This is a genomic window from Streptomyces kunmingensis (genome assembly GCF_039533535.1).
Lineage (GTDB): Bacteria > Actinomycetota > Actinomycetes > Streptomycetales > Streptomycetaceae > Streptomyces > Streptomyces kunmingensis.
On sequence record NZ_BAAATS010000006.1, the window covers coordinates 795,797 to 822,076 of the forward strand.

General features: G+C 73.2%; 23 protein-coding genes. 10 read left to right on the forward strand and 13 right to left on the reverse strand.

Annotated elements, in window-relative coordinates; translation table 11 throughout:
* The first annotated feature begins 52 nt into the window (after window positions 1–52).
* The gene (locus ABD366_RS11605) at window positions 53–826 is read left to right on the forward strand and encodes an MBL fold metallo-hydrolase (RefSeq protein WP_324771054.1); all 774 of its coding nucleotides are present in this window, start codon (window positions 53–55) and stop codon (window positions 824–826) included.
* Window positions 823–1,458, forward strand: a complete 636-nt coding sequence (locus ABD366_RS11610) for a DedA family protein (protein WP_411293765.1) — start codon at window positions 823–825, stop codon at window positions 1,456–1,458. Before ABD366_RS11605 ends, ABD366_RS11610 begins: the two co-directional genes overlap by 4 nt.
* A 24-nt stretch (window positions 1,459–1,482) precedes the next feature.
* Here the strand turns inward: ABD366_RS11610 and ABD366_RS11615 are convergent, their stop codons facing one another.
* From ABD366_RS11615 to ABD366_RS11625, 3 genes are all read right to left on the reverse strand, one after another.
* Window positions 1,483–2,532 (reverse strand): MBL fold metallo-hydrolase, encoded by a 1,050-nt coding sequence (locus tag ABD366_RS11615; RefSeq protein ID WP_324771053.1) that lies wholly within the window; start codon window positions 2,530–2,532, stop codon window positions 1,483–1,485.
* On the reverse strand, window positions 2,529–3,830 hold the full coding sequence (locus ABD366_RS11620; RefSeq protein WP_344441650.1) for an aminotransferase class I/II-fold pyridoxal phosphate-dependent enzyme: 1,302 nt from the start codon (window positions 3,828–3,830) through the stop codon (window positions 2,529–2,531). The genes ABD366_RS11615 and ABD366_RS11620 overlap by 4 nt, the downstream gene beginning before the upstream one ends.
* A 251-nt stretch (window positions 3,831–4,081) precedes the next feature.
* Entirely contained in the window at window positions 4,082–4,804 is a 723-nt protein-coding gene (locus ABD366_RS11625; protein ID WP_324770173.1) for an ANTAR domain-containing response regulator, read from the reverse strand.
* An 86-nt stretch (window positions 4,805–4,890) separates the two neighbouring features.
* On the opposite strand from ABD366_RS11625, the gene ABD366_RS11630 reads away from it, so the two are divergent.
* Complete coding sequence (locus ABD366_RS11630) at window positions 4,891–6,024, forward strand: PAS domain-containing protein (protein ID WP_324770172.1); 1,134 nt, start codon at window positions 4,891–4,893, stop codon at window positions 6,022–6,024.
* Window positions 6,025–6,054: 30 nt separating this feature from the next.
* Here the strand turns inward: ABD366_RS11630 and ABD366_RS11635 are convergent, their stop codons facing one another.
* Window positions 6,055–6,873: an RNA polymerase sigma factor SigF gene (locus ABD366_RS11635; RefSeq protein WP_324770170.1), complete on the reverse strand. Its 819-nt coding sequence runs from the start codon at window positions 6,871–6,873 to the stop codon at window positions 6,055–6,057.
* A 252-nt stretch (window positions 6,874–7,125) separates the two neighbouring features.
* On the opposite strand from ABD366_RS11635, the gene ABD366_RS11640 reads away from it, so the two are divergent.
* Window positions 7,126–7,497, forward strand: coding sequence for a CBS domain-containing protein (locus tag ABD366_RS11640; RefSeq protein ID WP_324770169.1), 372 nt, complete (start codon window positions 7,126–7,128; stop codon window positions 7,495–7,497).
* Between the two features lie 270 nt (window positions 7,498–7,767).
* Here the strand turns inward: ABD366_RS11640 and ABD366_RS11645 are convergent, their stop codons facing one another.
* Entirely contained in the window at window positions 7,768–8,733 is a 966-nt protein-coding gene (locus ABD366_RS11645; protein WP_324770168.1) for an AraC family transcriptional regulator, read from the reverse strand.
* 102 nt (window positions 8,734–8,835) lie between these two features.
* The gene (locus ABD366_RS11650) at window positions 8,836–10,458 is read right to left on the reverse strand and encodes an ABC-F family ATP-binding cassette domain-containing protein (RefSeq protein ID WP_324770167.1); all 1,623 of its coding nucleotides are present in this window, start codon (window positions 10,456–10,458) and stop codon (window positions 8,836–8,838) included.
* Window positions 10,459–10,551: 93 nt separating this feature from the next.
* Between ABD366_RS11650 and ABD366_RS11655 the strand changes: the two genes are divergently transcribed.
* Together ABD366_RS11655 and ABD366_RS11660 are read left to right on the forward strand one after the other, a co-directional pair.
* Window positions 10,552–12,066: a bifunctional phosphatase PAP2/diacylglycerol kinase family protein gene (locus ABD366_RS11655; RefSeq protein ID WP_344441599.1), complete on the forward strand. Its 1,515-nt coding sequence runs from the start codon at window positions 10,552–10,554 to the stop codon at window positions 12,064–12,066.
* Between the two features lie 121 nt (window positions 12,067–12,187).
* On the forward strand, window positions 12,188–13,027 hold the full coding sequence (locus tag ABD366_RS11660; protein WP_324773444.1) for a class I SAM-dependent methyltransferase: 840 nt from the start codon (window positions 12,188–12,190) through the stop codon (window positions 13,025–13,027).
* Between the two features lie 55 nt (window positions 13,028–13,082).
* Here ABD366_RS11660 and ABD366_RS11665 read toward each other — a convergent pair whose 3' ends face one another.
* The 6 genes from ABD366_RS11665 to ABD366_RS11690 all read right to left on the reverse strand — a co-directional run bounded on the left by ABD366_RS11665 (window position 13,083) and on the right by ABD366_RS11690 (window position 19,777).
* A complete protein-coding gene (locus ABD366_RS11665) occupies window positions 13,083–14,237 on the reverse strand; it encodes an SRPBCC family protein (RefSeq protein ID WP_324773442.1) in 1,155 nt (384 codons plus the stop codon).
* Window positions 14,224–15,012 (reverse strand): DNA primase, encoded by a 789-nt coding sequence (locus tag ABD366_RS11670; protein WP_324773440.1) that lies wholly within the window; start codon window positions 15,010–15,012, stop codon window positions 14,224–14,226. The genes ABD366_RS11665 and ABD366_RS11670 overlap by 14 nt, the downstream gene beginning before the upstream one ends.
* A 71-nt stretch (window positions 15,013–15,083) precedes the next feature.
* Window positions 15,084–15,833 (reverse strand): GvpL/GvpF family gas vesicle protein, encoded by a 750-nt coding sequence (locus tag ABD366_RS11675; RefSeq protein WP_324773438.1) that lies wholly within the window; start codon window positions 15,831–15,833, stop codon window positions 15,084–15,086.
* Window positions 15,830–16,261 carry a gas vesicle protein GvpJ gene (gvpJ, locus tag ABD366_RS11680; protein WP_324773436.1) on the reverse strand — a complete coding sequence of 144 codons (432 nt, stop codon included), beginning with the start codon at window positions 16,259–16,261 and terminating at the stop codon, window positions 15,830–15,832. The genes ABD366_RS11675 and gvpJ overlap by 4 nt, the downstream gene beginning before the upstream one ends.
* 325 nt (window positions 16,262–16,586) lie before the next feature.
* Window positions 16,587–18,443, reverse strand: coding sequence for a transketolase (locus ABD366_RS11685; protein ID WP_324773434.1), 1,857 nt, complete (start codon window positions 18,441–18,443; stop codon window positions 16,587–16,589).
* Window positions 18,440–19,777, reverse strand: coding sequence for an NAD(P)/FAD-dependent oxidoreductase (locus ABD366_RS11690; protein WP_324773432.1), 1,338 nt, complete (start codon window positions 19,775–19,777; stop codon window positions 18,440–18,442). The genes ABD366_RS11685 and ABD366_RS11690 overlap by 4 nt, the downstream gene beginning before the upstream one ends.
* A 228-nt stretch (window positions 19,778–20,005) precedes the next feature.
* On the opposite strand from ABD366_RS11690, the gene ABD366_RS11695 reads away from it, so the two are divergent.
* The 4 genes from ABD366_RS11695 (at window position 20,006) to ABD366_RS11710 (ending at window position 24,071) form a co-directional block, all read left to right on the forward strand.
* The gene (locus ABD366_RS11695) at window positions 20,006–20,365 is read left to right on the forward strand and encodes a VOC family protein (RefSeq protein WP_324773430.1); all 360 of its coding nucleotides are present in this window, start codon (window positions 20,006–20,008) and stop codon (window positions 20,363–20,365) included.
* A 119-nt stretch (window positions 20,366–20,484) separates the two neighbouring features.
* Window positions 20,485–21,210: a GntR family transcriptional regulator gene (locus ABD366_RS11700; protein WP_324773428.1), complete on the forward strand. Its 726-nt coding sequence runs from the start codon at window positions 20,485–20,487 to the stop codon at window positions 21,208–21,210.
* Between the two features lie 145 nt (window positions 21,211–21,355).
* Window positions 21,356–22,627, forward strand: coding sequence for an amidohydrolase family protein (locus ABD366_RS11705; protein WP_324773426.1), 1,272 nt, complete (start codon window positions 21,356–21,358; stop codon window positions 22,625–22,627).
* A gap of 130 nt (window positions 22,628–22,757) precedes the next feature.
* Entirely contained in the window at window positions 22,758–24,071 is a 1,314-nt protein-coding gene (locus tag ABD366_RS11710) for an amidohydrolase family protein (RefSeq protein WP_324773424.1), read from the forward strand.
* 159 nt (window positions 24,072–24,230) lie between these two features.
* On the opposite strand, the gene ABD366_RS11715 is transcribed toward ABD366_RS11710, so the two are convergent.
* Window positions 24,231–26,231 (reverse strand): DUF5107 domain-containing protein, encoded by a 2,001-nt coding sequence (locus ABD366_RS11715; RefSeq protein WP_324773422.1) that lies wholly within the window; start codon window positions 26,229–26,231, stop codon window positions 24,231–24,233.
* Window positions 26,232–26,280: the final 49 nt, after the last annotated feature.

Consider the following 26,280-nt stretch of genomic DNA (forward strand, 5'->3'; position numbering starts at 1 on the left):
GACCCTACTCCTGCACGTACGCTCAAGGCAGTCGCACGTGAGGAGGCAACGGGTGCCGGTGGAGATCACCTGGTGGGGACACGCCACCTGCACGATCGAGGATGCGGGTACGAGAGTGCTCACCGATCCGCTCTTCGCCCGGCGCCTGGCCCATCTGCGGCGCCGCCGCGGCGCCACGCCGCCGCCGAGCGCCGCCCGCGCCGATGTGGTTCTCGTCTCACATCTGCACGCGGATCATCTGCATCTGCCGTCGCTGGCCCGGCTCGCCCCGGGCACCCGGGTCCTGGTGCCGCGCGGCGCGGGCCGCTCCGTGCCGGGGCTGCGCAGGCTGCGGGACCTGGAGATCACCGAGGTGGAGCCGGGGGCCGTGGTCGAGGCCGGCGGTGTCGTCGTACGGACCGTGTACGCGGCGCACGACGGGCGGCGGCTGCCGGTGGGCCCGCAGCGCTCGCCCGCGCTGGGTTATGTGATCAGCGGCGAGGCGCGTACGTACTTCGCGGGTGACACGGGACTGTTCGACGGTATGGCCGACACCGTCGGGGACGTCGATGTGGCGCTGCTGCCGGTCGGCGGGTGGGGGCCGCATCTGGGGCCGCACCATCTCGATCCGGCGCGGGCCGCGGAGGCGCTGGCCAGGATCGCGCCGCGCAGCGCGGTGCCGGTGCACTACGGGACGTACTGGCCGATCGGGATGGACGCCGTGCGCCCGCACGAGTTCCACACTCCGGGTCAGGAGTTCGTCCGGCAGGCCGCGCTGCGCGCGCCGGACGTGGCGGTGCACCCTCTCGCGCACGGCGAGAGCGTCCGGCCGGAGGTGGCCCGATGATGCTCGACGCCGTCACCCAGGTGGTGCCGACCGAGTCGACGCAACAGGCCGTCGGCTACCCGACGTTGTTCCTGCTCGTCGCGGTGGGCGCGCTGGTGCCGGTGATTCCGACGGGTGCGCTGGTGAGTTCCGCGGCTGTCGTCGCCTTCCACCAGACGGCGCCGTTCTCGCTGCTGCTCGTGTTTCTCGTGTCCTCGCTCGCCGCGTTCCTCGGGGATGTCGCCCTGTACTGGCTCGGTCGGCGCGGCATGCACTCGAAGAACGGTTCGCGGTGGCTGGAGGCCATCCGTTCGCGGGCCCCGCAGGAGCGTCTGGAGCAGGCGCAGGAGAAGCTCGCCGATCACGGTGTGCTGGTCCTTGTGCTGTCGCGGCTCGTGCCCGCGGGGCGGATCCCGGTGATGCTGGCGTGCCTGATGGCGAAGATGCCGCTGCGCCGGTTCGCCCGGGGTGACATTCCGGCGTGCCTGGCGTGGGCGTTGACGTACCAGGTCATCGGGATTCTCGGCGGTTCCCTGTTCAAGGAGCCGTGGCAGGGCGTCGTCGCGGCGGTCGTGCTGACCGTGGTGGTCAGCACGGCCCCCCTGCTCTGGCGGAAGGCGGTGCGCCGGCTGTCGGGCAGCCAGCACGCGTGACGCCCGGCTGCCGAAGACCGGCTCTCAGGCGGCCAGTACGCGTGATCCGCCGACCGGCAGGTCCCAGAGGGCGGCGCGCGGCAGGCCCGCCCGTTCCCAGGCGGCGCGCAGCCGGGTGAGCGGCTCCATGACGGGCTCGGCCGACAGCAGGAACGTGGCCCAGTGCATGGGTGCCATGGCGCGCGCGCCGACGTCCTGCGCGGCCCGTACGGCGTCCTCCGGGTCGCAGTGCACGTCCCGCAGCCACCAGCGCGGCTCGTACGCGCCGATGGGCAGCAGCGCCAGGTCGATGCCGGGGTGGCGGCGGCCGATCTCGGAGAACCAGCGGCCGTAGCCGGTGTCGCCCGCGAAGTAGATCCGCTGCCCCGCGCGGTCGGTGAGGACCCAGCCGCCCCACAGGGTGCGGCAGGTGTCCGTGAGCGAGCGCTTGGACCAGTGGTGCGCGGGGACGAAGTCGAAGCGGACGCCGTCGAGTTCGGCCGCTTCCCACCAGTCCAGTTCGGTGACGCGGGTGAAGCGGCGCCGGGTGAACCAGCGGCCGAGTCCGGCCGGGACGAAGACCGGGGTGGAGCGCGGGAGTCTTCGGACGGTGGGCCAGTCCAGGTGGTCGTAGTGGTTGTGGCTGATGACGACGGCGTCGACGGGCGGCAGCGCGCTCCAGGCGACACCGACCGGGGTGATCCGGGCCGGGGTGCCGAGGATCTTGCGGGACCAGACGGGGTCGGTGAGGACGGTGAGGCCGCCGATGCGGACGATCCAGCTGGCGTGTCCCGCCCAGGTGACGGCGGCGGTACGGGTGTCCACGTCGGGCAGCGGGCCGGGGGCGAACGGCAGGTCCGGGATGTCGGTCAGGCCTTCGGGGCGCGGCCGCAGCGCGCCCTCCCGGGCGAACCGGGCGAAGGCGCGCAGGCCGGGCAGGGGTGCGGTCAGGCGGCCGGCGAAGGAGCGGGGCCAGCGGCGCGGCGGTGCTTCGGTGGTGCTGCCCCCGCCGAGCGGCCGCGGCTCGACGAGGGGACGGAGGGGCGCTGTGGCATCGGCTCGCTGCGCTGTCGTCGACTCGGACGCCTGGGTCATCGCTCGGACTCCCGTCCTTCGCCTGCCGTTCCGTCGCCCTCCGCACGTGCGGGCCCGACGGGGTCGGCCGCTCCTGGACCGTCGCCGAGGTCGTCGAGCGCCGACCGCAGCCTGGCCAACAGCCGTGCCACGTGCGGTAGTTCGAGAGGTTCCTGTGCGGTGAGAGACGCTCCGCGTTCTTCCGGGGTCGACCCGAGCAGCGGTCCCGTCGACAGGCGAGCCCGCAGCGCCGCCGGATCGTCGCCGAACCGGTGGCCGCCGGGGGCGGGCATGCCGAGGCGTCCGGTGAGGAAGTCCTCCAGGTCCTGGGCGTCGGTGACCCCGCGGGCGGCGAGCGCGGGCCGCAGCGGGTCCAGGTCGACGTAGAGGTGGCGGCCCGACCGCGGGGGGAGGACCAGGCCGCCGCCGGCGAGCACCGTGCGGTACGCGGCGGCGGCCACGCGCGCGTGCAGCGCCACGGCGGCCCCGCGGCGGGCGGTGACTGCCTCCGGTTCGTTCAGGACGTAGGTCGCCGCGGCCGCGACCGGCGCCGGGAGCACGGCGCCGGTCGCGGTGAGGAAGTCCAGGACGCGGTCGGCGAGGTGGTCGCCCCGCTCGGTCGGCGGGAAGCGTGCGCAGGCGGCGGGCAGGGACGGCGGCAGGTACGCGCCGGTCAACTCGGTCAGGACGGTGACCTGGGCGGGGAACATCTCGGCGGGGCTGAACAGGACGGTGTCCGTGCCGGGGTGCAGGGTGTCGCGCCAGGTCTCGTCGCTGACGACGTGCAGGCCCTCCCCCGCGGCGGCCTCGACCGCCGCGTGCAGCACCTCGGGCGGTGGCACGGTCGCCGTGGGGTCGTCGGCGACGGACAGGACGAGCAGCCGGGGATCGCCGCCCTCGGCCCTGACCCGGCGGACCGTCTCCAGGAGGGCGTACAGGTCAGGCACTCCGCCGCACTCGGCGGGGGTCGGTACGTGGAACACCTCGCGGCCGAGCAGCCGGGCCTGCGGCACCCACCAGGCCGGGCAGGGGCGCGGCACGAGGACGTCGCCGCCGAGCGCGGCGGTGAGAGCGAGGAGCAGCGGGGCGCCGCCGGGGGCTGCGGTGACCCTGGCCCGCTCGGCGGTCAGACCGCGGCGCTGTCCGTATCCGCGGGCCGCTTCGAGGAGCGCGGGCGCCCCGCCGGGCGGCTCGGGATGCGGGCGTCCCGAGGCCGCGGCGACGACGCCGGCGAGTTCGGGCAGGACCGGCAGGCCCGCCTCGGGCAGGGGCGGGCCGTAGCGGACCGGGCCGCGGCCCTCGGGCAGGGGGCCGCGCATGTCGTGGGGCGCGTCGGCCCGGGGTCCTCGGTCCGTGGGGTCCTTGGGCCGCATGCTGCCTCCGTGCCGTGTGTCGTCGCCGTGCCGTCGCGGGTGCGCTGTCTCCAGCGTCACATCCCCGCGGGCACCTGCGCGCGCCGTGCTCCTGCTCCGTGCGTACCCACAGGGACGGTTCGACAGGCGAGTGGCCCGGTGCGGCGGCTGGGCCGGACGGGTGAGGGGGGTGGGGCCCGGCCGCCGGGTGCGGCCGGTCACCGGGTCAGGGCGGCGAACTCCCGCTCGAGACCGCGTCCGCGCCGTTCGACGACGGCGGAGGCCACGTCGGCCAGTTTGCGGTTGGTGGTCTGCGAGATGCGGCGCAGCACGGTGAACGCCTCGTCCGCGTCGCAGGCCAGCACGTGCATGACGATCCCGCACGCCTGGTCGACGACGGGCCGGGTGCGCAGGGCCGCGCCGAGCTGGTCCAGTTCGGTCAGGACCGCCTGGTAGGAGCGCTCGCGGGCGAGACAGGCGGCGGCCAGGTCGCCCAGGGCCCGGACCGGGCCGCGCGGGGCGTCCCGCAGTGTGCCGGCGTGGAAGCTGTAGAGGCTGAGGGTGACGGTGAGGCCGCCGCTGTGGAACGGGATGGTCACGTCGGAGCGCACACCGGAGTCGAGCGCGAGGGCCCGGTACTGCGGCCAGCGCCGTTCCCGGAGCAGGTCGGCGGCGTCCACGGGCCGCCCGTCCTCCTCGGCCGTCGGGATCGGTCCCTCGCCGGAGCGCAGTTGTACGGATGCCAGGGCGGCGAGGTCGGGGTGGGTCGCCGCGGACGGGCGTGCGTCGCTGCCGTCGGACGCGGTGGCCACGGCCCCGCAGCAGTCGGGCATGCAGTGCGCCGCTCCTTCGGCGAGTTCGGAGAGCCGGCGGGTGCCGGGGTGCTCCAGGCCGTTCTCGCCGGCCTGTACCTGCGGTGCGGAAGGTCGGGGCTGTCGCATCGGTGAACGCCTCCTCCAGCGCCTCCTTCTTCTGCGCCTTCCCCGGGCCCGTCCCCGAAAACAGAAGCGCGGGATAGGTTCTCGGCATGCCGCAGACGGAGGAATTCGGTGAGGAGCTCTCGGACTTCGTGCGCCGGGTGGCGGAGCTGAAGGCCGCGCGGTCGGTCCCCGCGGACGAGCTGCCCGCCGTGCTCGACGCGGCGCTGTTCGAACTCGAGCACGCGGTGCGCGAACTGTGGCCGCAGGAGGGCCGGCGGGCCGCGGGGTCCGGCGCGGGGACGAGCCGCTCGGCGTCGGCCGACCGGCAGGAACAGCAGCTGTTGCGCGCGGTTTTCCAGCGGTTGCCGCTGCCGGTGGCGCTCGTGGACCGTGAGTCGGTGGTCCGCCGGCTGAACTTCGCCGCGACGACGTTCACGGGCGTGCGCACCGGATACGCGACGGGCCGCCCGCTGACCGGCTTCCTGGCCCACGCCGACCGGGCCGCCTTCCGTTCGCAGGTCGCGGCGGTGGCCCGGGGCGAGGGCGACCGGGGCCTGACCATACATCTGCAGCAGAATCCGCAGGCGTCGATCCGTACGACTCTCACCGGCCTGCGTCCGGGCAGCGAGCGGCACACCACGGTCCTGGTCCTACTGCATCCGGACGGCGACGGTTCCCTGGTGCCCGGGCAGTCGGTGCGCCGGTCCGTGTCCGTCCCGGACCTGGCGGAGACGACGCGTCACACGGCGCTGATGGATCTGGTGGACCTGATGGCGCGGGAGCTGCTCGGCGCGCCGGCCGGGGACCCGGCCGAGCCGCTGCGCCGTGCCGCGCGGGTGCTGCACGGCCGCTTCGCGGACTGGGTGATAGCCGACCGGGGTGCGGCGCGCCCGGTCCGGGCGGCCGTGCTCGGCGCCGATGAGGCGGCCGTCGCGGACATCGCCGCGCAGGATCCCGCCGCGAGCCCTCTCGTGGTCGAGGCGGCGCGTGGCGGTTCCCCGGCGCTGCTGGTGCGCCCGGAGGATCCGGGGGCGCTGGGGGACGACGCGTCCGGCGCACCGGTTCTGGTCCGCGCGGACGTGACGTCCGTGTTGTGCGTGCCTCTCGTCCCGGCACCCGGCGAACCGGTCCAGGGTGTGCTCACCCTGTTCCGGTCCGCGGGCCGCCCGGCGTTCTCCATGGCGGAGGCGCAGGCGCTGGACGTGATGTCACGTCACATCGCGCTTGCCATGCGCAGATGAGAACGCCGGCCGGGGTGGGACGTCGGGCTCTCAGGCGGCGTCCGCCAGCACCTCGTCGCGCAGCTGGTGGCAGCACCGGGTGATGAGCCGGGACACGTGCATCTGGGAGATGCCCAGCTGTTCGGCGATGCGGCTCTGCGTCATGTCGCCGAAGAAGCGCATGTAGAGGATCTGCCGCTCCCGTTCGGGCAGGGCCGCGATGCGCGGTTTGACGGCTTCCCGGTCGATGACCACGTCCAGCGCGGGATCGGCGGCGCCGAGCGCGTCGGACAGGGAGTAGCCGTCGTCGCTGCCGGGCAGCTCCGCGTCGAGCGAGAGAGCCGTGAAGCTCTCCAGTGCCTCGAGGCCCGTACGCACCTCGTCCTCCGTCAGATTCGCGTGCTCGGCGATCTCGGCGGTGGTCGGGGCGCGCCCGGTGATGTTCCCGGACAGTTCGTGCTGGGCGAACCGGACCCGGTTGCGCAGGTCCTGGACGCGGCGCGGCACGTGCAGGGTCCACATGTGGTCCCTGAAGTGACGCTTGATCTCGCCGGTGACGGTGGGCACGGCATAGCTCTCGAAGGCGTTGCCGAGCGCCGGGTCGTAGCGGTCGACCGCCTTGACCAGACCCATCGCGGCGACCTGGCGGAGGTCGTCGTAGGACTCACCACGGTTGCGGAATCGACCGGCGAGCCGGTCGGCCATCGGCAGCCAGGCCTCGACGACGTCGTGCCGCAGCACGTCACGGTCGGGCCCGTCGGGCATGTCGGACAGCTTGGCGAACGCTTCGGCCGTGTCGGGCGCGTCGTCGTGCGGATGGCGACGGCCGGACTTCACCGGGTTCAAGGGTGCGCTGGTAGGCGTACGCATGGAATCGCAACTCCCCTGGAGGTGCTCTGGGGTTCGGTGGTCACCGTGGGAGTCGCGCTGCGCTGGGGCGCCGGACACACCCGGGGTTGGATACCGAGCGGCATCTCTCCCACGGACGTGCCTCCAGTCCGAAGCACTCACCTACGCCTGCCCTGCGATCGGGGTACCAAACGCATAGCTTCTCGGCAGGTGGGTACTGCGCCGTGGCGCGGCGTGTCCGACCGGTGTTTCCCGGAGGAAGGACCTCGAGCCATGGCCGTTTTCGTGAGGGAAGTCATGACGCCCGGCGTGGTGGCGGTGCGTCCCGAGGCGTCGCTCGTCGAGGCCGCCCAGCTGATGCGGGCTCAGGATGTGCGGGACGTCGTGGTGGCGGAGGACGGCCGGATCCTCGGCGTCCTCACGGACCGGGACATCACGGTGCGCGCCGTCGCCGAGGGGGCGGATCCGCTGACGGTCAGCGCGCACGCGGTGTGCACGCCCGCCCCGGTGGCCGTCGGCCCGGACGAGAGGGTGTCCGCGGCGGCGGCGCTGATGCGCGAACACGCGGTACGCCGGCTCCCCGTGGTGGAGGGCGGCCGCGCGGTGGGCACGGTGAGCCTGCGGTCATTGTCGGACAGGGCCTAGTGGTGCCCCAGCGGTGCCCGGGGGGGGAGCCCGGGCCCGCAAGCGGGGGCCGGCCCGGCGGGGTAGTGCCGGGCCGGACGTCACCGGGATCCGTCACGGTCGAAGGCTCCGGGGACGGCAAGTGCCCGGAACCAGGGACCGGCCCCCGGCGACGCTCCGACGGTAGACCTCCGGCGGGCCGGTCACGATCCGCCGAACGCGGCCGCTGTCCGGATAGCGCGGCGCGTCCGGCCGGGCACGGCCCCGGCGACGGTCACGAGGGGCGAGTGTTCACGGGGCCGGCAGGCGCAGCGTGTGGGACGGGGCGCAGCCGTATTTGGCGCGGTACTGCTCGGCGAACCGGCCCAGGTGACCGAAGCCCCAGCGGAACGCGACCTCGCTGACGGTGGTGGTGCGCGGATCGGCCGCGCGGAGTTCGAGGTGCACCCGCTCCAGACGGACCGTGCGCAGATACGTCATCGGCGGCATGCCCACGTACCGGGCAAAGGTCTCCTGGAGGCGGCGGACGCCGACGCGGGCCTCGGCGGCGAGTTCCGTGGTGGTGAAGGGGTGTTCGGGGCGTTCGCGCATCGCGTCCATGGCCCGCTTGACGGGTGCGGGGCGCAGCCTCGGGGAGGGTTCGTCGAGCACGTCGCGGTAGCGGTGGTCGGCCGCAAGGAGCAGTCCGTTCAGCACGGCGTCGCGCAGGGGCGCGGAGACCAGTGGGTGTTCGAGCAGCCGGGTCGTCTCGTAGAGGTCGTCGACCAGGACCGACACGAGGCCGGCCCAGGCCTTGCCGCGCCCGCCGGTCAGGTCGAGGTCGGGGCCGAGCACCACGGGGGCGCGCGGCGCCCGCCCGGTCAGCTCCTCCAGGCGGCGTTCTAGGAGCTCCCGCTCCACCTTCAGGGCGATGATCCGGCTGTCCCCGGCCCAGCGGTCCACGATGGTGGAGCCGACGGGCTGGAACAGCGCGGCCCGGCCGGGCGCCGTGATCAGTTCGGGGCGGCTCGACTGGTGCCAGGACATCGGGCCGCCGAGCGGAATGTTCACGTGGTACGAGCCCAACTCCCCGCAGCGGACCCGGACATCGGCCCCGCAGGTGAGATCACCGACGGTGATGCCGCCGAGGTCCAGCACTTCGAAGGCGGCCCCGAAGCGTTCCGGCGCTGCCAGCACGTCCAGCCGGTTGGTGTAGAAAGCGCCCTTGATCGCTTCCATGGCCTGCTCGACGTCGCCCGTACGGAATGACGTCCTCACCGTGTCTCCTCATGCCTCGTCACTTCTCGTCGTACGCGCCCAACCAACCAGCGTACGACGAGAAGTGACGAGCCGATGACGACGGGAGCCCGGGAGCAGGCTTCAGCGGAGGCGCTCCACGCGGCGCTCGTCCCAGACGGGTTCCGTCGTCTCGCGGACGTGGCCGTCCGTGCCGAAGACCAGGTACCGGTCGAAGGCGCGGGCGAACCAGCGGTCGTGGGTGACCGAGAGGACCGTGCCGTCGAAGGATTCCAGGCCCTCCTGGAGCGCCTCGGCCGACTCCAGGTCGAGGTTGTCGGTCGGCTCGTCTAGCAACAGGGCTGTCGCGCCCTCCAGTTCGAGGAGCAGGATCTGGAAGCGGGCCTGCTGGCCGCCGGAGAGCCGCTCGAACTTCTGCTCGGCCTGCGCCGTCAGTTCGTAGCGCCGCAGCCGGGACATCGCGGCGCCCTTGTCCTTGGCGTGGTCGCGCCACAGGATGTCGAGGAGGGTGCGGCCCTGCAGTTCGGGGTGCGCGTGGGTCTGGGCGAAGTGTCCGGGGACCACGCGGGCGCCGAGCTTCCACTCGCCGGAGTGCGCGACCGAGCCGTCTCCGGCGAGCAGGCGCAGGAAGTGGGACTTGCCCGAGCCGTTCGACCCGAGGACGGCGACGCGCTCGCCGTAGAAGACCTCCAGGTCGAAGGGTTTCATCAGGCCCGTCAGCTCAAGTTCCTTGCAGGTGACGGCTCTTACTCCGGTACGGCCGCCCTTGAGCCGCATCGAGATGTCCTGCTCGCGCGGCGGCTCCGGCGGCGGCCCGGCCTCCTCGAACTTGCGCAGCCGGGTCTGGGCGGCGGCGTACCGGGACGCCATCTCATGGCTGACCGAGGCCGCCTGCCGCAGGTTCACCACGAGCTTCTTCAGCTGTGCGTGCTTCTCGTCCCAGCGGCGGCGCAGCTCCTCGAACCGGGCGAAGCGCTCGCGCCGCGCCTCGTGGTACGTGGCGAAGCCGCCGCCGTGCACCCAGGCGTCGGCGCCGCCCGGGCTCGGCTCGACGCTGATGATCTTCTCGGCGGAGCGGGCGAGCAGCTCGCGGTCGTGGGAGACGAACAGCACCGTCTTGCGGGTCTCGCGGAGCTTCTCCTCCAGCCAGCGCTTGCCGGGCACGTCGAGGTAGTTGTCCGGCTCGTCCAGGAGCAGGACCTCGTCGGTGCCGCGCAGCAGCGCCTCCAGGACGAGACGTTTCTGCTCACCGCCGGAGAGCGTGCTCACCTCGCGGAACTGGGCCTTGTCGTAGGGAACACCCAGCGCGGCCGTGGTGCACATGTCCCACAGCGTCTCCGCCTCGTAACCCTGTGCTTCCGCCCAGTCGGAGAGCGCCTGCGCGTAGCTCATCTGCGCGGCCTCGTCGTCGACGGTCATGATCGCGTGCTCGGCCTTGTCGACGGCCGCGGCGGCCTCGCGGATGCGCGGCGACGCCACGGAGACGAGCAGGTCGCGCACGGTCGTCTCGTCGCGCACGGAGCCCACGAACTGGCGCATCACCCCGAGCCCGCCGCTGACCGTGACGGAGCCGCCGTGCGGCTGGAGCTCGCCGGAGATCAGCCGCAGCAGGGTCGTCTTGCCCGCCCCGTTCGGCCCGACCAGGGCGACCACGGCGCCCTCGCCCACACGGAAGGAGACATCACCGAGCAGCGCCCGCCCGTCCGGCAAGTAGTACTCGAGGTGCGCGGCTTCCAGATGTCCCATGGTCCGCATTGTGGACGGCCGTGCGGGTGACGGGCAAACGAATAGGGGGCGCGGACCTGGGTGCGGGGCCCGGCCCGGGGTAGTCGTCGTGGCATGTGTGCCGACTTCGACATCTCCAAGCTGCCGAGAGCCGCTGAGGAAGCGCCGCGGCCCGGGCCTTCCCTGCGCGGTCGGCTGGCCGCCCTCGACATGCGGCTCTTCGAGAACGCCGCCGAAAAGCGCTGGCCCGGCGCCGAGCGGATCCTGCCCGGCCTGAGCCGGGCCGCCAACCACGGCGTCCTGTGGTTCGCGGTGGGCGGGGCCCTCGCGGCGACGGGTTCGCCGCGGGCCCGCCGGGCCGCCCTGCGCGGGGTCGCCTCGCTGGCCCTCGCCTCCGCCACGATCAACACGCTCGGGAAGCGGTCGGTGCGCCGGACGCGGCCGGCGCTCGACGCGGTGCCGATAGTGCGCCGCCTGAAGCGGCAGCCGTTCACCACGTCGTTCCCCTCGGGGCACGCCGCCTCGGCCGCGGCGTTCGCGACGGGGGTCGCCCTGGAGTCGCGCGGCTGGGGTGCGGCGATCGCCCCGGTGGCGTTCTCGGTGGCGGCCTCCCGGGTCTACACGGGCGCGCACTTCCCCGGTGACGTGATCGCGGGCGCGGCGCTCGGCGTGGGCGCGGCCTTCGCCGTCCGCGGTCTGGTGCCGACCCGCGACCAGATGCCGTCGCCGGGGCGCCCGCTGGTGGAGGACGTGCCGGCGCTGCCCGACGGCGAGGGCCTGGTGATGGTGGTGAACACCCAGGCGGGAACCCCGGAGCGGGTGCGTGTCCTGCGGGACGCGCTGCCGCTGGCCGAGTTCGTGGAGTGCGAGGGCGCCGAGATCCCGGCCGCGCTGGAGAAGGCGGCGCAGGGCGCCCGCGCCCTGGGCATCTCGGGCGGCGACGGGTCGGTGAACACGGCCGCGCAGGTGGCGCTGAAGCACGATCTGCCGCTGGCGGTGCTGCCCGGCGGCACCCTGAACCACTTCGCGTACGACCTCGGCATCGAGGACGCGGGCGATCTGGTGCGGGCGGTCATCGGCGGTGACGCGGTCGCGGTCGACGTGGGCCGGTTCCGCTCGGACAAGGCCTCCGGGATCTTCCTCAACACGTTCAGTCTGGGCGCCTACCCGGAGCTGGTGCGGGAGCGCGAGCGCTGGTCGGGGCGGATCGGCGGCCGGCTCGCCGATGTCGTGGGCGCGGTGCACGTGCTGCGCCGCGACCACCCGCTCGAGGTCGAGGTGCACGGGGAGAAGCGGCCGCTGTGGCTGCTGTTCGCCGGGAACTGCACCTACCGGCGGATGGGCCTGACGGCGGGCCGGCGTGCGGACCTCGCGGACGGCCTCCTCGACGTACGCACCGTCAGCGGCGGCCGGCTGCCCGGTGTGCGGCTGCTCGCGGCGGCCCTGTCGGGTCCGCTGTCCAACTCCCCGTTCCACACCGCGACCCGGGTCACGCAGCTGCACGTCGACGGCGTCTCGCCCGGCACCCCGCTCGCCTACGACGGTGAAGTCACCGAGTGCGGACGTCAGTTGACGGTCGACAAGCAGCACGAAGCACTGCGCGTGTACCGGCCGCTGAGCATACTGTGACCGTGGTGCGGTCCACATAACAAGACGGGTATCTCACGATCCGAATACACGGCGTACGTTGATGAGGCCGCCCGGGGCGCTCGCCCCGGGCGCGTTGTCGCACCGTGAAGGGGATCGGGTCATGTCGCAGGAGACCGCCGTGTACACCCACGGCCACCACGAGTCCGTGCTGCGTTCGCACACCTGGCGCACCGCCGCCAACTCGGCGGCCTACCTGCTCGGCTCGCTCAAGCCGCACATGAAGATCCTGGACATCGGCTGCGGCCCGGGGACGATCACCGCGGACCTGGCCGCGCTGGTCCCGGACGGCCATGTCGTCGGGGCCGACCACGCACCCGGCATCCTCGACCAGGCACGGGCCACGGCCGCCGAACGGGGCCTGACGAACGTCGAGTTCACGACCGCCGACGTGCACGCCCTGGACTGGCCGGACGACACGTTCTGCGTCGTCCACGCGCACCAGGTCCTCCAGCACGTCGGCGACCCGGTGCAGGCGCTGCGCGAGATGCGGCGCGTCACCAAACCCGGCGGCTACATCGCCGTACGCGACTCCGACTACGCGGCGATGACCTGGTATCCGCAGTCGCCGGGCATGACCGACTGGCTGGATCTGTACCGGCGGGTGGCACGGGACAACGGCGGCGAGCCGGACGCGGGACGGCATCTCAAGGCGTGGGCACTGCGGGCGGGTTTCGCGGCGGCGGACGTCACCTCCACTGCCGGTACGTGGTGCTATGCGACGCCGGACGAGATCGCCTGGTGGAGCGGGCTGTGGGCGGACCGCACGGTCGCCTCGGCGTACGCCGGGCGCGCGACGGGCGGCGGCCACGCGACCCCCGAGCAGCTGACGGCCGTCTCCGAGGCGTGGCGGGAGTGGGGTACGCACGAGGACGCGTGGTTCGCGGTGCTGCACGGCGAGATCCTCTGCCGCAAGCAGCCGGGCGGCGCCGTCGCGTCCTGACGTGCGCGGGGCGGGACCCCGATGAGGTCCCGCCCCGGAACGGATCACCCGCGGGTCAGTGCCGGGCCCGCCCGGCTGCGGCCGGCCGCCGCTCCTCCGCCTCGTCAGCCTCGACGTCCTCGTCCGACTCGACGTCGTCCGACGGGGGCTCGTCGGTCTCATCGGGCTCGTCCGCGGCGTCCTCGTACTCCGCCTCGGGCTCGCCCTCGCCTTCTCCCTCGTACTCGTCCTCGTCCTCGTACTCGTCGTCGGCCTCGTCCGCATCGGCCTCGGCGTCCTGCGACTCGTACGCGTCGTCCGCCGGTTTGTCCTGCGCCTCCTGCTCCTGCCCTTGTTCCTGCTCCTGCTCCTGCTCCTGCTCCTGCTCCTGCTCCAGGGCGTCCTCATGGCTCTGGACGACCTCGCCGTCCCTGATCTCGCCGCGCCAGCCGTCGCTCGCCTCGCCGCGGATGGTCACGAAGCGGGCGAAGTGCTTGAGGTCGAGACGGGCCCGGCGGCCCTGGGCGCGCCAGATGTTGCCCGTCTTCTCGAACAGGCCCTTGGGGTAGTACTCGATGACGAGCAGGACCCGGGTGAGCCGGTCGGCCAGCGGGTGGAAGGTGACGACGCCCTTCGTCGTGCCCTTGGCGCCCTCGGACGTCCACTGGATCCGGTCGTCGGGGAGCTGCTCGGTGGTGTGCGCCTTCCAGCTGCGGTTGGACCAGAACACCTTGAGCTGCCAGTCGGAGGTGACGTCGTCGGCGCGGTTCGCGTTCTTGACGCCCTTCGCGAAGGTGCTGAACTCCTGGTACTGGGTCCACTGGTCGTAGGCGGTGCGCAGGTCGACGCCGACGTCGACGAACTCCATGATCACGGTGGGCTTCTTGCCCGCGCCGCCCTTGCGCTTGCCCTTGCCGCCGAGGTTCTTGAACGCCCCGACGACCTTGTCCTTGAGGTGGCCCGCGCCCAGCTCGACCGCGCTGCGCATCGGCCCCTTGCCCTCGGCCAGTTTGCGGCCGCCGTCGAGCGCGAGTTTGGCGAAGCCCGGGCTGTTGCCCTCGGCGATATCGGTCAGCTTGACCGTCGTCTCGCCCAGTTTGCGTCCCGCGCCGACCAGGAGGCGTTCGGTCTGCGCCGCGAGGTAGCCCTGCAGTTCGGACTTGAGGTGGTCGACGGCCTGGCTCTTGGCTATGCCACCGAGCGCATTGTTCGAGGAGTCAGCCACGGCCACGGCCTCCCCTCGCGGCGCGGGTCGCGCTGCCCGCGGTCTTCTTGGCGGCCCGGGGTGCCCTGGTGGCGGACGCCTTGGCGCCGCCGGCCGCCCGGCCGTTGCTCGCGCCCTTCTCCGTGCCCTTCTCCGTGCTCTTCGCCGTACTGCTCCTGGCGGGCGCCTTCTTCGCCGTGGCCCTCTTGCGGGCCGCTCCGGCTCGTCCGTTCGCCGAGGACTTCTCAGCGCGAGCACCGCTCTCGTCCTCGTAGCTCTCGTTCTCGACGTCGCGGTTCTCGTCCTCCGCGTCACGCTGCTCGTCGTCCGCGTCTACGTCGCGTTCGTCGTCGTACGCCTCGTCATCCGCGTACGCCGCGTCCTCGCCACGTTCCTCTTCCTCATCCTCATGGCGGCGCCGGCGCCCGCGCACCACGCCCGTCACCCGGTCCCCCGCGTCCCGCACGTCTCCCGCGTCCGGGGTGACGCCCGCGATGCGGTCCTGCACGCCCTGCGTCCGCGAGTGCAGCCGGCCGGCGAGGCCTTCGAGCTGCCGCTCGACCAGGGCGCCCGACGCGGCCGTGCCGACGCCGCGCAGGTCCTGGCGGAGCTGGTCGCCGATCTCCTTGAACTGCGGGTTCTTCTCCAGCTGCGTACTGACCAGTTCGGCCAGCGCGCGCGGGCTCAGCTTCAGCCGCTTGCCCGCGACCATCGTGCCGACGGCGAACGCCAGCTTCATCTTCTTCGTACGCCCGAGGACGTATCCGGCCCCTACCGCGAGGCCGAGAGCTGCTCGGTTCACTGTGCCTCCACCCGGTCGAGGACCTGGTCCTCGCTACGGTCGAATGTCTGCTGGTTCCGTTCGGGTTCAGATCACTCCGTGCCGACGGGCTCCGACGGCCCCGGCTCCACGAAGCTGTAGGGCGGGAGCGGGCCGTTGACCCTGAGTTCGACGTGCGCGAGCTCGCGGCGGGCCGTCTCGACCGCGGCCAGGAAGTGCTCGGCGGCCGACCTGTCGACGAGGAACGAGATGTTGGCCAGCCAGCCGGTGCTCTGTGCCCCGGTCGACACGGCGTCGGCGGCCGTCTCCAGGAGCCGCTGCAACGTGACGGCGTCCTGGGCCTCGCGGGCCTGCACCGCCGCCACGACCAGCTCGCCGAGCCGCAGCTTCTCCTCGTGGCTGCCGCCGCCCGCCCGCCGGTTGGCCTCCGTCACCGTGCGGATCTCGGCGCTCTCCGCCATCACCCGGTGCAGTACGGCCTCTTCGTCGTGTTGCGCCTTGACGTTGTACTCGACCTTGCCGTCGAGCTCCCGCAGCCGCTCGCGGTAGTGCTCGGCGCGCTCGGCCAGCACCGTGGCGACGGCCTCCTCGTCGGGGGCGACGTTGCCGAACCGCATGGGCAGCACCGCGCCGCCGGCGCCCGCCTCGGCCAGTACGTTCTGGTGCGCGAGCAGATCGCGCCGCTTGGGCCGCAGATCGTCCGGGGCGTCGCTCACGATCGCCGTGAGCGTGCCTTCCTTCACGAGCCGGACCGTGCGCGCCGGATCGCCGATGCCTTCCATGCCGTCGGGCAGCGCGGGGTGGTCGGCGCTCGCGATGCCGTAGACGTATGTGCTGCTCATTCCCGTGCCTCCTTACTACGGCTCGGGGCCCGTCGGGCGCTCCGCGACTCGGACCGGCTCTCCTCGCGGGCCTGGCCGAAGGCGTTCGAGAGGGTCTCGGCGGCGCCGGACAGGGCGCCCTTGGTCTTGCTGTCGGAGCTGCTGTCCTCGCCGGACCCGGTCATGGAACCGACGAGGTCGGGCAGGCCGGGGCTGCGGTGCGGCCCGGCCTCCAGGTCGAGCCGGTTGCACGCCTCGGCGAAGCGGAGATAGGTGTCGACACTGGCGACGACGACGCGGATGTCGATCTTCAGGATCTCGATGCCGACCAGCGAGACACGGACGAACGCGTCGATGACGAGTCCGCGGTCCAGCACGAGTTCGAGTACGTCGTACAGGCCACTGGTGCCGCCACCGCCGCCTGATTGCTGTGCAGGGACAACGGTCATGGAGAGCTGTCTCCCTCGGTCTGTGCTCGGTCTGTGATGCACATGTGTGAGGCAGGAGGGACGGCGGGGGCCGGTCGCCTCCACACACCGCGCGGCGCGGGCCGGACCGGCACGGACCGGCCCCGCTCGACGCGGCGGACGCGCCGTCGGCCGTTGCACACGCCCCGGCCGTCCCGGGCTCACCCGGTGGCTCGCCGACGGGCAGGCGCCTCGCACTCCGAGTCACCGCTCAATCCGTGGCCAAACCTTCAACTCTCCTTATTTGTGCGCGACTTGTGGAGGAGACGTCTGTCGACACCCCGCGCCCGGCGGACGTGCCGCGGCGTCAGGGCGTGACGGCCTGCTCGACGAGCAGGGCGACCCCGGCCGCGATGCTCGCCGCGTCGATCCCGGCGGCCCGCAGCTGCTCCTGCGGCGTGGCCGATCCCGGCATCGGGTCGACGGCGAGCCGCACCAGGCGGGGCACGGGAGCACCGTCGTCGAAGGCCTCGGCCACGGCGTCCCCGAGACCGCCTTCCGAGTAGTGGTCCTCCACGGTCACCAGGCAGCCGGTGGCCCGCGCGGCCTCCCGCAGGGTGTGCCGGTCGACGGGCTTCACGGAGTACAGGTCGATGACGCGGACGGGGATGCCGGCGTCCGCGAGCTCGTCCGCGGCGCGCAGCGCCTCGTGCACGGTGACGCCGGCGGCGACGATCGTGAGGCGGTCGTCGCGCCCGGAGCGCAGCACCTTGCTGCCGCCGACGGGGAACTCCTCGTGGGGCGGGTAGATCACCGGTGTCTTGCCGCGTGAGGTCCGCAGGTACCGGACGCCCGTCAACTCGGCCATAGTGGCGATCAGTCGGGCCGTCTGGTTGGCGTCGCAGGGATAGAGGACCGTGGAGTCGTGCACGCTCCGGAACATCGCGAGGTCCTCCAGGCCCATCTGTGAGGGCCCGTCCTGTCCGATGGCGACCCCGGCGTGCGAACCGACGAGGTTGATGCCGGCGCCGCTGATCGCGGCCATCCGGATGAAGTCGTGCGCGCGGGTCAGGAACGCGGCGAACGTGGACGCGTACGGGAGCCAGCCGCGGGCCGCCATTCCGACGCCGGTGGCGACGAGCTGCTGCTCGGCGATGTAGCACTCGAAGTACCGCTCGGGGTGCTCCTTCGCGAAGTACTCGGAGCGGGTGGAGTCCCCGACCTCGCCGTCGAGGGCGACGACGTCGCCGCGGGCGGTGCCGAGCGCGGTGAGCGCCTGGCCGTAGGCGTCGCGGGTGGCGACCTCCTCGCCGGTCTCGTAGCGGGGCAGGTCGAGGTGGCCGCTGCGGACGGCGTGCAGGGAGCGGGCGGCGGGCGGCGCCGCGACCTCGACGCGCAGCCCCCGGTCGCCGCCCAGCTCGGAGACCGCCTCGTCCGGTTCGGGCAGCGGCTTGCCGTGCAGGCCCTCCCGGTCCTCGACGGCGGCGACGCCCTTGCCCTTGAGGGTGCGGGCGAGGATGGCGGTGGGCTGTCCGACGGTGTCGCGGGCCTCGGCGTACGCGAGGTCGATGGCCGCGATGTCATGGCCGTCGATCTCGATCGTGTGCCAGCCGAACGCCTGGAAGCGGCGCGCGTACGCGTCGAGGTCGTGGCCGTGCCGGGTGGGTCCGCGCTGGCCGAGCCGGTTGACGTCGACGGTGACGGTGAGGTTGTCGAGGTGCTCGAACCCGGCGTGCTCGGCGGCCTCCCACACGGATCCTTCGGCGAGTTCGCTGTCGCCGCACAGGACGTGGACGCGGTAGCCGATCCGGTCCAGGCGCTTGCCCGCGAGCGCGATGCCGACCCCGACGGGCAGTCCCTGGCCCAGGGAGCCGGTGGCCGTCTCGACCCAGGGCAGCCGCCGGGGCGTCGGGTGCCCTTCGAGGCGGCTGCCGAGGGTGCGGAAGGTCAGCAGTTCTGTGTCGTCGATGGCGCCGGCCGCCTTGTATGCGGCGTAGAGCAGCGGTGAGGCGTGACCCTTCGAGAGGACGAAGCGGTCGTTGCCGGGGTGGGCGGGGCGGGTGAAGTCGTAGCGGAAGTGGCGGGCGAGGAGGACGGCCAGCAGGTCGGCGGCGGACATCGACGAGGTCGGGTGGCCGGATCCGGCGGCTGCCGCCGCGCGGACCGAGTCGACCCGCAACTGCTGGGCGAGGTCGTGGAGTTCGGTGTCGGTGAGGGTGGTCATCGGGTCTCTCCTTCGGGCGGGCGCGGGGTGGGGCCCGGCACCTGGGCCAGTTCGGGCGACGCGGTGTCGAGGGGCACCGACCAGGAGCGGACGAGGCCCAACTGGACGGCCTGACGCGGCAGTACGGCGTCGAGCAGCCAGTCGGCGGCGACCCTGATCCGGTTCCCGGGCAGCGCCGCGAGGTGGTAGCCGCGGGTGACGGCGCCCGCGAGGGGCCCGGCCAGGGGGATGCCGAGCGGGTTCGCGGCGGCCTGCGCGCCGCCGAGGTCCACGGTGAAGCCGAGGTCCTTGTGCCGGTAGCTGCGCTGCACGCCGCGGCCGAGGGACGCGGCCACGTTGAGTCCGGCCACCTTCCCCTGGCGCCAGGCGTGCTGAGCCGTCATCGGGGTGTACTCGCCGGGCCTCTCGAGGTCGGGCACGGCGGCCGCGTCCCCGCAGGCGAACACCTCGGAGTGGCCGGGGAGGCCGAGGAACGCGTCGACGAGCAGCCGCCCGCGCTCCAGCGGCTGCCCCAGCCCCTCGACCAGCGGATCGGGGCGCACGCCGACGCACCACGCAAGGGTGCGGGTGGCGACGAACTCGCCGTTGTCCAAGCGCACTCCGTCGCTCGTCGCCTCCCGCACGGAGGTGTTGGTCCGTATCTCGACGCCGCGCCCCCGCAGCACTTTGTCCGCCGTGCCGGAGAGGCGTTCGTCGAGTTCGGGCAGGACGCGCGGCGCGATGTCGAGGAGCAGCCAGCGCGGCGGGCTCGGGTGCAGGCGGGGCTGTTTGCTGACGAGCGCGTCGGTCAGCAGCTGGCCCTGGGCGGCGACCTCGGTGCCGGTGTAGCCGGCGCCGACCACGACGAAGGTGCGGCGGGCGCGGGCCTCGGCGGGGTCGGAGGCGACGGCGGCGAGTTCGATCTGCCGGGTCACATGGTCGCGCAGGTACAGCGCCTCGGGCAGGCCGCGGAAGCCGTGGGCGTGCTCGGCGACTCCCGGCACCGGAAGCAGTTTGTTGACGCTGCCGACGGCGAGCACGAGCCGGTCGTAGGCGAGGGTGCCGTGCCCGCCCTCGGGGCCGGTGTAGTGGACCGTGCGGGCGTCGAGGTCCACGGAGGCGGCCTCGCCGAGCACGAGCCGGGCGTGCGGCAGCGTGCCGGACAGCGACACGGTGACGCGGCGCGGTTCCAGGGCGCCGGCGGCGACCTGCGGCAGCAGCGGCAGGTACAGGAAGTAGTCGGTCGGGTTGAGCAGGGTGACCTCGGTGGTGTGCCGGGCCGTCCGGGCCAGCGTGCGGGCGGCCCGGTATCCGGCGAATCCGGCACCGACGATCAGTACACGCGATCGGCTCACGGTTCTCCTCCCGGTGACACGTGGGTGGAGCTTCCCGCGTCCCCTCGGTCAGCGACAGTCAAACGTCATGTGTCTACGCATTCAGGACTACGGGACCCCGGTCGCAGCGGCGCTCCGGTCGCAGCGGCGCCCTGATCGGAGCGGCGCCCCGGTCGGGTATACCGAGGGCGAGGGCCGCACCCGCCGAAGCGATCACGCTCCCGCGCCTCGTCAACTAGGCTCCGGGGTATGGAGATCCTGGGCACCACGCTGCGCATCTGCGTCGAGGATTTGGAGTCCTCGGTGACGTTCTACGAACAGCTCACGGGCAGCAGAGCGCTGCGCTTCGAGCGCGGCGGGGTCTCCGTCGCCGCCGTCGGCTGCTTCCTCCTGATGAGCGGTCCCGAGCAGGAGCTGGAAGTGCTGCGCAAGGTGACGGCCACGGTCGCCGTCCGTGACGTGGACGAGGCCAACACGGTCCTGACGGCGTCGGGCGCGAAGGTCATCGCGGGCCCGGTGCCGACCCCGGCGGGCCGCAATCTCATCGCCCTGCACCCCGACGGCTCGGTCTTCGAATACGTGGACCGACAGGTGCCCGAAGAGTCCTGAGACCCCGCTTCCGGGGTTGCGCGGGCCTGCTTCGACGGGGTTGTGGACCGGCCTCGGTCCCGGATCCCGGCACATGCGCACGTATCCTCGCCCGGAGCGTACGGCGAGGGACGGTGCACGTGACGGGCAAGCAGGCGGAGCCGGGGCAGGGACGGACGTCCCTGAGCGTGCGGGCGCGCGAGGAGGTGCGCCGGCGCATCGTCGAGCGCCGCTACCCGATGGGCGCGCGGCTCGTGGAGCGCGAGGTCGCCGAGGAGCTGAACATGTCCCGGGTGCCGGTGCGCGAGGCCCTGCGCGCCCTGGTCACCGAGGGTCTCCTGGAGCTGCTTCCGCACAGCGGCGTCCGGGTACGGCGCCTGGAGCGGGACGACGTACGGCAGCTGTACGAGGTGTGGGAGCCGCTGGCCGTGCAGGCCTCGCGGCTCGCCGCCCGCGCGGTGGCAGCCGCCCGGCCGCACGAACCGGCGGGCCTGACGGCGCTGCGGGAAGTCCTGGCCCGGGCCGAGCGGGCGGCCGCCGCGGACGAGGGGCCGCGCGAGGTGGCGGCGCACACGGCGTTCCACGAGGAGGTCGTGGCGCTCGGCGGCAATCCCCTGCTGGCCCGCACTGTGGAGCAGGTGAGCTGGCAGTTGCAGCTCCTGTTCGGGATGCGCGAGGAGCCCGCGCACATGCGGGCGCAGCACGCGGACATGTTCCGGTACATCGCGGTGGGCGACGAGGAGGCCGCGGCGGCGTGCACGCTGCTGCACGTCAGGGACAGCCGGGCGGTCGCGATGAAGTCCCTCTTCGGAGACGGTCGCGGAGACGGTCGCAGCGAGGAGAGTTTGTATACCAAGAGCTCGTAGCGAGGTCGGCCGCCCAGGAAAACTGCTGGACATTCACGAAGAACACCCCACACGAGCGCAAGTCTCCGGGGTCGATCTTGCCGCGCCTTCGCATTTGGTATACAAAATGTCGGGCCAGGTTCTCCTCCCCCTCAAGGAGCCCCCCATGTGTGTCGAGCCCGCCGAACCCCCCTCCGGTCGACTGACCCGCCGCGGAGTACTCGCCGCTTCCGCGGCCCTCGCCGGCACCGCCACCGCCCTCGCCGCCGGTACGTCCCCGGCCGCCGCGGCACCGATCCGTCCCGGCCGCGCCGGTGACCTGGTCGTCGAGGGCGGCACGCTGCTCGACCCGGCGACCGGCGAGGTCACCGAGGACGCGGTCGTCGTGATCCGCGACGGCGTGGTCCGAGCGGCCGGTTCGCGGGCCCGCGTCGACGTCCCCGAGGACACCCCGCGCCTGGACGCGCACGGCCACTGGATGCTGCCGGGCCTGATCGACGCGCACATCCACCTCAACACCGCGGCCGAGGCGCGCACCGCTGTCCGGCAGGGCGCCACCAGCGCGCGCAGCGGCTCCACCAACTTCTACCAGGACATCGCCGTACGGGAACTGGCCCGCCGGTCCCCCGGCCTCGCGCCGCGGCTGCGCGCCGCCGGTGTCTTCGTCACGCCCGACCTCGGCGACACGGTCCTCGCCGACCCGGACCTGACACCGCTGGCCCGGCTCAAGGACGGTGTGCGGTCCGCCGAGGCCCTGCGCCGGGTCGTCGAGGTGAACCTGGCGCGCGGCGCCGACGTCGTGAAGACGCGGGTCAACGAGCGTGCGGGCCTTCCCGAGCAGGACCCGCTCGCCCAGGTGTACTCGCACGAGCAGCTCGCCGAGGTGGTGGCGGCGGCCCGGCGCGGCGGCAGGGGCGTCCTGTGCCACAGCTACAGCGAGCGCGGCTGCCACGACGCCGTGACCGCGGGCATCCGCTCCCTGGAGCACGGCGTGTTCGTCGGCGAACGCACCCTGCGCGAGATGCGCGGCCGTGGCACGTACTTCACCCCCACCCTCACCGCGATCGCGGGCCTCGCCGACTCCTCCGACCCGGTCCTGGCCGAGCGCGGCCGCGCGTATCTGCCGGTCCTGAAGAAGGCCGTGCTCGCCGCGCACGAACTGGGGGTGCCGCTGGCGGCGGGCACCGATTCGTCGGGCGGCTCGATCACGCCGATCGGCCGCGAGGTCGAGCTGATGCGCGCGGCGGGTCTCTCGGCGCTCGACGCGCTGCGCACCGCGACGACCGGCGCCGCGCGGCTGCTCGGCCTCACCGGCACGGCGGGCCGCCTGACGCGTGGCCACGCGGGCGATGTCCTGCTCGTCGCGGGCGACCCGCTGGCGGACGTCTCGGTGCTCAAGTCGCCCGTGCGCGTGGTGCGTTCGGGCCTCGCGCTCTGACCCACGCCGGGCCGTCCCAACAAAAGGGCACGGCCCGTCCAGAGGCACGGCCCCACCTGAAGACACGGCCCGTCCAGAGGCACGGCCCCACCCGAAGTACGGCCCATCCGGACTCGAAGGAGATTCCGTCATGACTCCTCCTCCCCTCTCGCGGCGCGGCGTCCTCGCGGGCGCCGCCTCGCTCGGCGCGGCCCTCACCCCCACGGCGGCGTCGGCGGCCACGACCGGGACCGACGCCGGGCATCACCCTGGCAAGCCCCGCCCCGAGAAGGCCGTCGTCTTCCGCGACGTACGTCCCTTCGGCGCGCGGGACGCCGTGGACCTCACCGTCATCGACGGCCGGATCAGCGACAAGCCCGCTCCCAGGGGCGCGAAAGTGGTCGAGGGCGGCGGGCGCCTCGCCCTGCCCTCGCTCGTGGACGCGCACATCCACCCGGACAAGACCAGCTGGGGCGGCGACTGGGTGTCGCGCAAGCCCGCGAGCGGCATCGCGGAGTACTGCGCGCAGGACGTGGAGCTGTTCCGCTCGCAGAAGCGGCCCGTCGGCGAGCGCGCGTACAGCCTCATGGCACACGCCGTCACCCGCGGCACCCGGGCGATGCGGGCGCACGCGGACGTGGCCCCCGCCTACGGTCTCGCCGGGGTCGAAGGCGTCGCCGAGGCGCGGGAACGGCTCGCGGACGCGCTCGACGTGCAGATCGTGGCGTTCCCCCAGCACGGCGTGGTCCGCACGCCCGGTACGGCGAAGCTCCTGGAGGACGCCGCGCGCAGCGGCCTCGTCGACATGATCGGCGGCATCGACCCGATCAGCTTCGACCACGCCCTCGACGAGCAGCTCGACCTGGTCTTCGATCTCGCCGACCGCTACGGCATCGGCGTCGACATCCACCTCCACGACCGCGACGAGAAGGGTACGAAGGTGCTGCGCGGGATCATCGAGCGCACCCGGGCGCTGTCGCTGCGCGGCAAGGTCACCGTGAGCCATGTCTTCTGCCTGCCGTTCCTGCCGCCCGCCGAACTCGCTTCGACCGCTGCCGAGTTGGCTGATCTGGACATCGCCCTGACGACCGTCGCGCCGAACGAGTCCCTGGTCCTGCCGATCACCGAGCTGAAGAAGCACGGGGTGCGGGTCGGGCTGGGTTCGGACGGCGTGCGCGACTCGTGGAGCCCGTTCGGCAACGCGGACATGCTGCACCGGGCGCACATTCTGGGCTGGGTCACGGATGTGCGGCTCGATGAGGAGCTGGCCGCTTGTTACACGGTGGGCGCGGACGGCTCCGCCGAGGTGCTGGGGCTCGACCGGGCGGATCTCAGGCCCGGGGCGCCGGCCGACTTCGTGCTGGTGCGCGGGGAGTGTGTGCCGCAGGTCGTGGTCGATATGCCACGGCGGGATTTCGTCGTCCACGGGGGGCGCGTGGTGGCGCGGGACGGGGAGCTGGTCTGAGTACTGCCCCGCCAGGGGCGCGGGGGACTGCGCGATCAGCCGCGACGGTGCGGCAGCCGTGCCCGCAGCGCGAGCCCCTCCGGCGCCGAGGCCACGGGGCTCCGCCCCGGACCCCGCTCCTCAATCGCCGGAGGGGCTGAGTACTACCGGACCGGCATCTCAATGGCCGAGAAGCCCCGGTGCGCCGGAGGGGCCCGGCCGCATGCGGAAGTCATATCGCGCGGGCAGCGGCTCACCGGGCGCGACCCGGGCCCACAGCTCCCCGAGGATCTCCGCACCCTCCCGAAGGTCCGCCACCTCGAACCCGGCCTCCAGGATGCCTCGAGCCGCCGCCAACTCATTCTCGGCAAGCAGGAGTTGAACCTCCAGGAGCCGGAACCGCCCACGCGCCCGCGTGCCCGCATGGAGTCGTTCCCAGACACCCCGGGCCTCAGGAACCCGCCCCACCAGAAGCAGCGCCTCGATCGCCTCGCGCCCGAGCGCCGCCGTCGCGGCCCGCCACGCCTCTCCGTCGTCCCGGCGCTCCGCGCACAGGTCGTCGAAGGCCTCGGCGTGCCGGTCCGCGGCCCGCTCCCGGTGCCCGTCCGTCGCGTCGGCCACCGCCAGGCAGCGCAGGAACGGCCAGTCGGACGCGGCCAGTTCGAGCCCACGCTCCCAGCTGCGCACGGCCTGCGCCCGGTCCCCCGCATGCCACTGCGCCACGCCCAGGTGGTACTCGCACAGGGGCCGGGCCGGCGCCGTCTCCAACATGTCCCGCCAGGGCGGGGAGACCAGGCTCGGCCCGGGCGCGCCGACCCGGCGCGGCTCGGGGAAGACGCCCGTCTCCAGCAGCTCCCGCCACGGCGCCTGCGCCTCGCCAAGCGTCGACTCGTCGAACGGCGTGCCCGGCAACTTCAGTCCCGTACGCAGTACTTCGAGCGCTCCCCAGCCGGATCCGACGGCGAGCCGGTCCCCCGGTTCGGTGTCGGCATGCGGCAGCCACGCCTCGTACGCGGCCTCGACGTCGGCGCGCGGCAGCGCCCGCTCGATGCGCCCCTCGACCTCGTCGACGACCGAGCCCCAGCCCTCGAAGCCCACGGAGTGAACCGTTTCGGCGTCGGCCGTCAGCGGCCCGTACGCCTCCAGCCAGCTGATCTCCCCCTCCGCCTCGAGGCGTACGTGTTCCAGCTGCGTGCGCGCGAGGCCGGCCTGGATCTCGGCGTAGCCGCCGGTGCCGGGCTCGGTGAGCCACTCCTGCCAGCGGCGCCCACCGGTTCCGCTGCCCCACAGGAACAGCTTCCGGCCGCGCAGCACGTCGGTGGAGGTCTGGACGAGCCCGTGCCCGCTTTCGTCGAGCGCGGCGATCCAGCGGCGCCGCCCGTCCTCGACCTCGTAGAAGTAGTCGGCGGGGAACTCGCTGTTCAGGGGGTAGGTGCGGTCGGTTCCGTCGCGCTCCGGCACGGGGACGCGGCGCAGGGCCCGCTCGTATCCGAAGTGCCAGGCCTCACTCGCGGGCGCGATCACCCGGCGTTCCTCGGGCACGGCGGTGTTGGACCACCAGTACACGGGCGCGGGCTTCTCGTGCGGGTTGCGGACGCGGACGCCCACGTAGAGGAAGTCGGAGCCCTCCGGCAGCCACAGGTCGACCTGGAACGGCAGGTCGCGCAGCCGTTCCCACTCCCACAGGCGCAGCATCTGCGTGCCGTCGGGCGCGGTGGCGCGAGCGGCGTGCAGGGGTGCGCAGGACAGGGTGGAGTGGCCGGTGGCGCCGATGTTCCATTCGATGCCGCCGGAGAACCAGGCTCCGTTGAGGGCGAAAGCGGCGGGCTGGAACACCGGGTTGCGGTAGAGGAGTTCGCGTCCGGTCGGCTTGTGGAAGAGGGACGCGACACGCCCGCCGAGCCCGGGCAGCACCGTCACCTTCAGGCGGTCGTTCTCGATCACGATCGCGTCGAGGTCGAGCGGCGCCCGATCCCTCCCGTATCCGTCGCGCAGCCGCTCGGGGAGCAGGCTGCGCAGCGGCCGGTGGCCGAGCTGCCGGGCCATGTCGAGCGGCAGGTCCTTCTTGAAGCGCTCGTCGATCCGGTGCACCCGGTCGAGGGGCCGCAGCGGCGGCAGCGGGTTCACCGGCCCCAACTCCGCGCCGGGCAGGGTCAGTACCTCACGTCGTACGACGGTCATGGCTGCCTCCCGATGCCACGGGGCGCGGCCCGCCCCCGATGACCATCGA

Bases quoted from the DNA above. Each gene is read 5' to 3' on its own strand.
- ABD366_RS11610 (WP_411293765.1), top strand. From the start codon at position 823: ATGATGCTCGACGCCGTCACCCAGGTGGTGCCGACCGAGTCGACGCAA.
- ABD366_RS11615 (WP_324771053.1), bottom strand. From the start codon at position 2,532: ATGACCCAGGCGTCCGAGTCGACGACAGCGCAGCGAGCCGATGCCACA.
- ABD366_RS11620 (WP_344441650.1), bottom strand. From the start codon at position 3,830: ATGCGCGGCCCCCTGCCCGAGGGCCGCGGCCCGGTCCGCTACGGCCCG.
- ABD366_RS11625 (WP_324770173.1), bottom strand. From the start codon at position 4,804: ATGCGACAGCCCCGACCTTCCGCACCGCAGGTACAGGCCGGCGAGAAC.
- ABD366_RS11630 (WP_324770172.1), top strand. From the start codon at position 4,891: ATGCCGCAGACGGAGGAATTCGGTGAGGAGCTCTCGGACTTCGTGCGC.
- ABD366_RS11635 (WP_324770170.1), bottom strand. From the start codon at position 6,873: ATGCGTACGCCTACCAGCGCACCCTTGAACCCGGTGAAGTCCGGCCGT.
- ABD366_RS11640 (WP_324770169.1), top strand. From the start codon at position 7,126: ATGGCCGTTTTCGTGAGGGAAGTCATGACGCCCGGCGTGGTGGCGGTG.
- ABD366_RS11650 (WP_324770167.1), bottom strand. From the start codon at position 10,458: ATGGGACATCTGGAAGCCGCGCACCTCGAGTACTACTTGCCGGACGGG.
- ABD366_RS11655 (WP_344441599.1), top strand. From the start codon at position 10,552: ATGTGTGCCGACTTCGACATCTCCAAGCTGCCGAGAGCCGCTGAGGAA.
- ABD366_RS11660 (WP_324773444.1), top strand. From the start codon at position 12,188: ATGTCGCAGGAGACCGCCGTGTACACCCACGGCCACCACGAGTCCGTG.
- ABD366_RS11675 (WP_324773438.1), bottom strand. From the start codon at position 15,833: ATGAGCAGCACATACGTCTACGGCATCGCGAGCGCCGACCACCCCGCG.
- gvpJ (WP_324773436.1), bottom strand. From the start codon at position 16,261: ATGACCGTTGTCCCTGCACAGCAATCAGGCGGCGGTGGCGGCACCAGT.
- ABD366_RS11685 (WP_324773434.1), bottom strand. From the start codon at position 18,443: ATGACCACCCTCACCGACACCGAACTCCACGACCTCGCCCAGCAGTTG.
- ABD366_RS11695 (WP_324773430.1), top strand. From the start codon at position 20,006: ATGGAGATCCTGGGCACCACGCTGCGCATCTGCGTCGAGGATTTGGAG.
- ABD366_RS11705 (WP_324773426.1), top strand. From the start codon at position 21,356: ATGTGTGTCGAGCCCGCCGAACCCCCCTCCGGTCGACTGACCCGCCGC.
- ABD366_RS11710 (WP_324773424.1), top strand. From the start codon at position 22,758: ATGACTCCTCCTCCCCTCTCGCGGCGCGGCGTCCTCGCGGGCGCCGCC.
- ABD366_RS11715 (WP_324773422.1), bottom strand. From the start codon at position 26,231: ATGACCGTCGTACGACGTGAGGTACTGACCCTGCCCGGCGCGGAGTTG.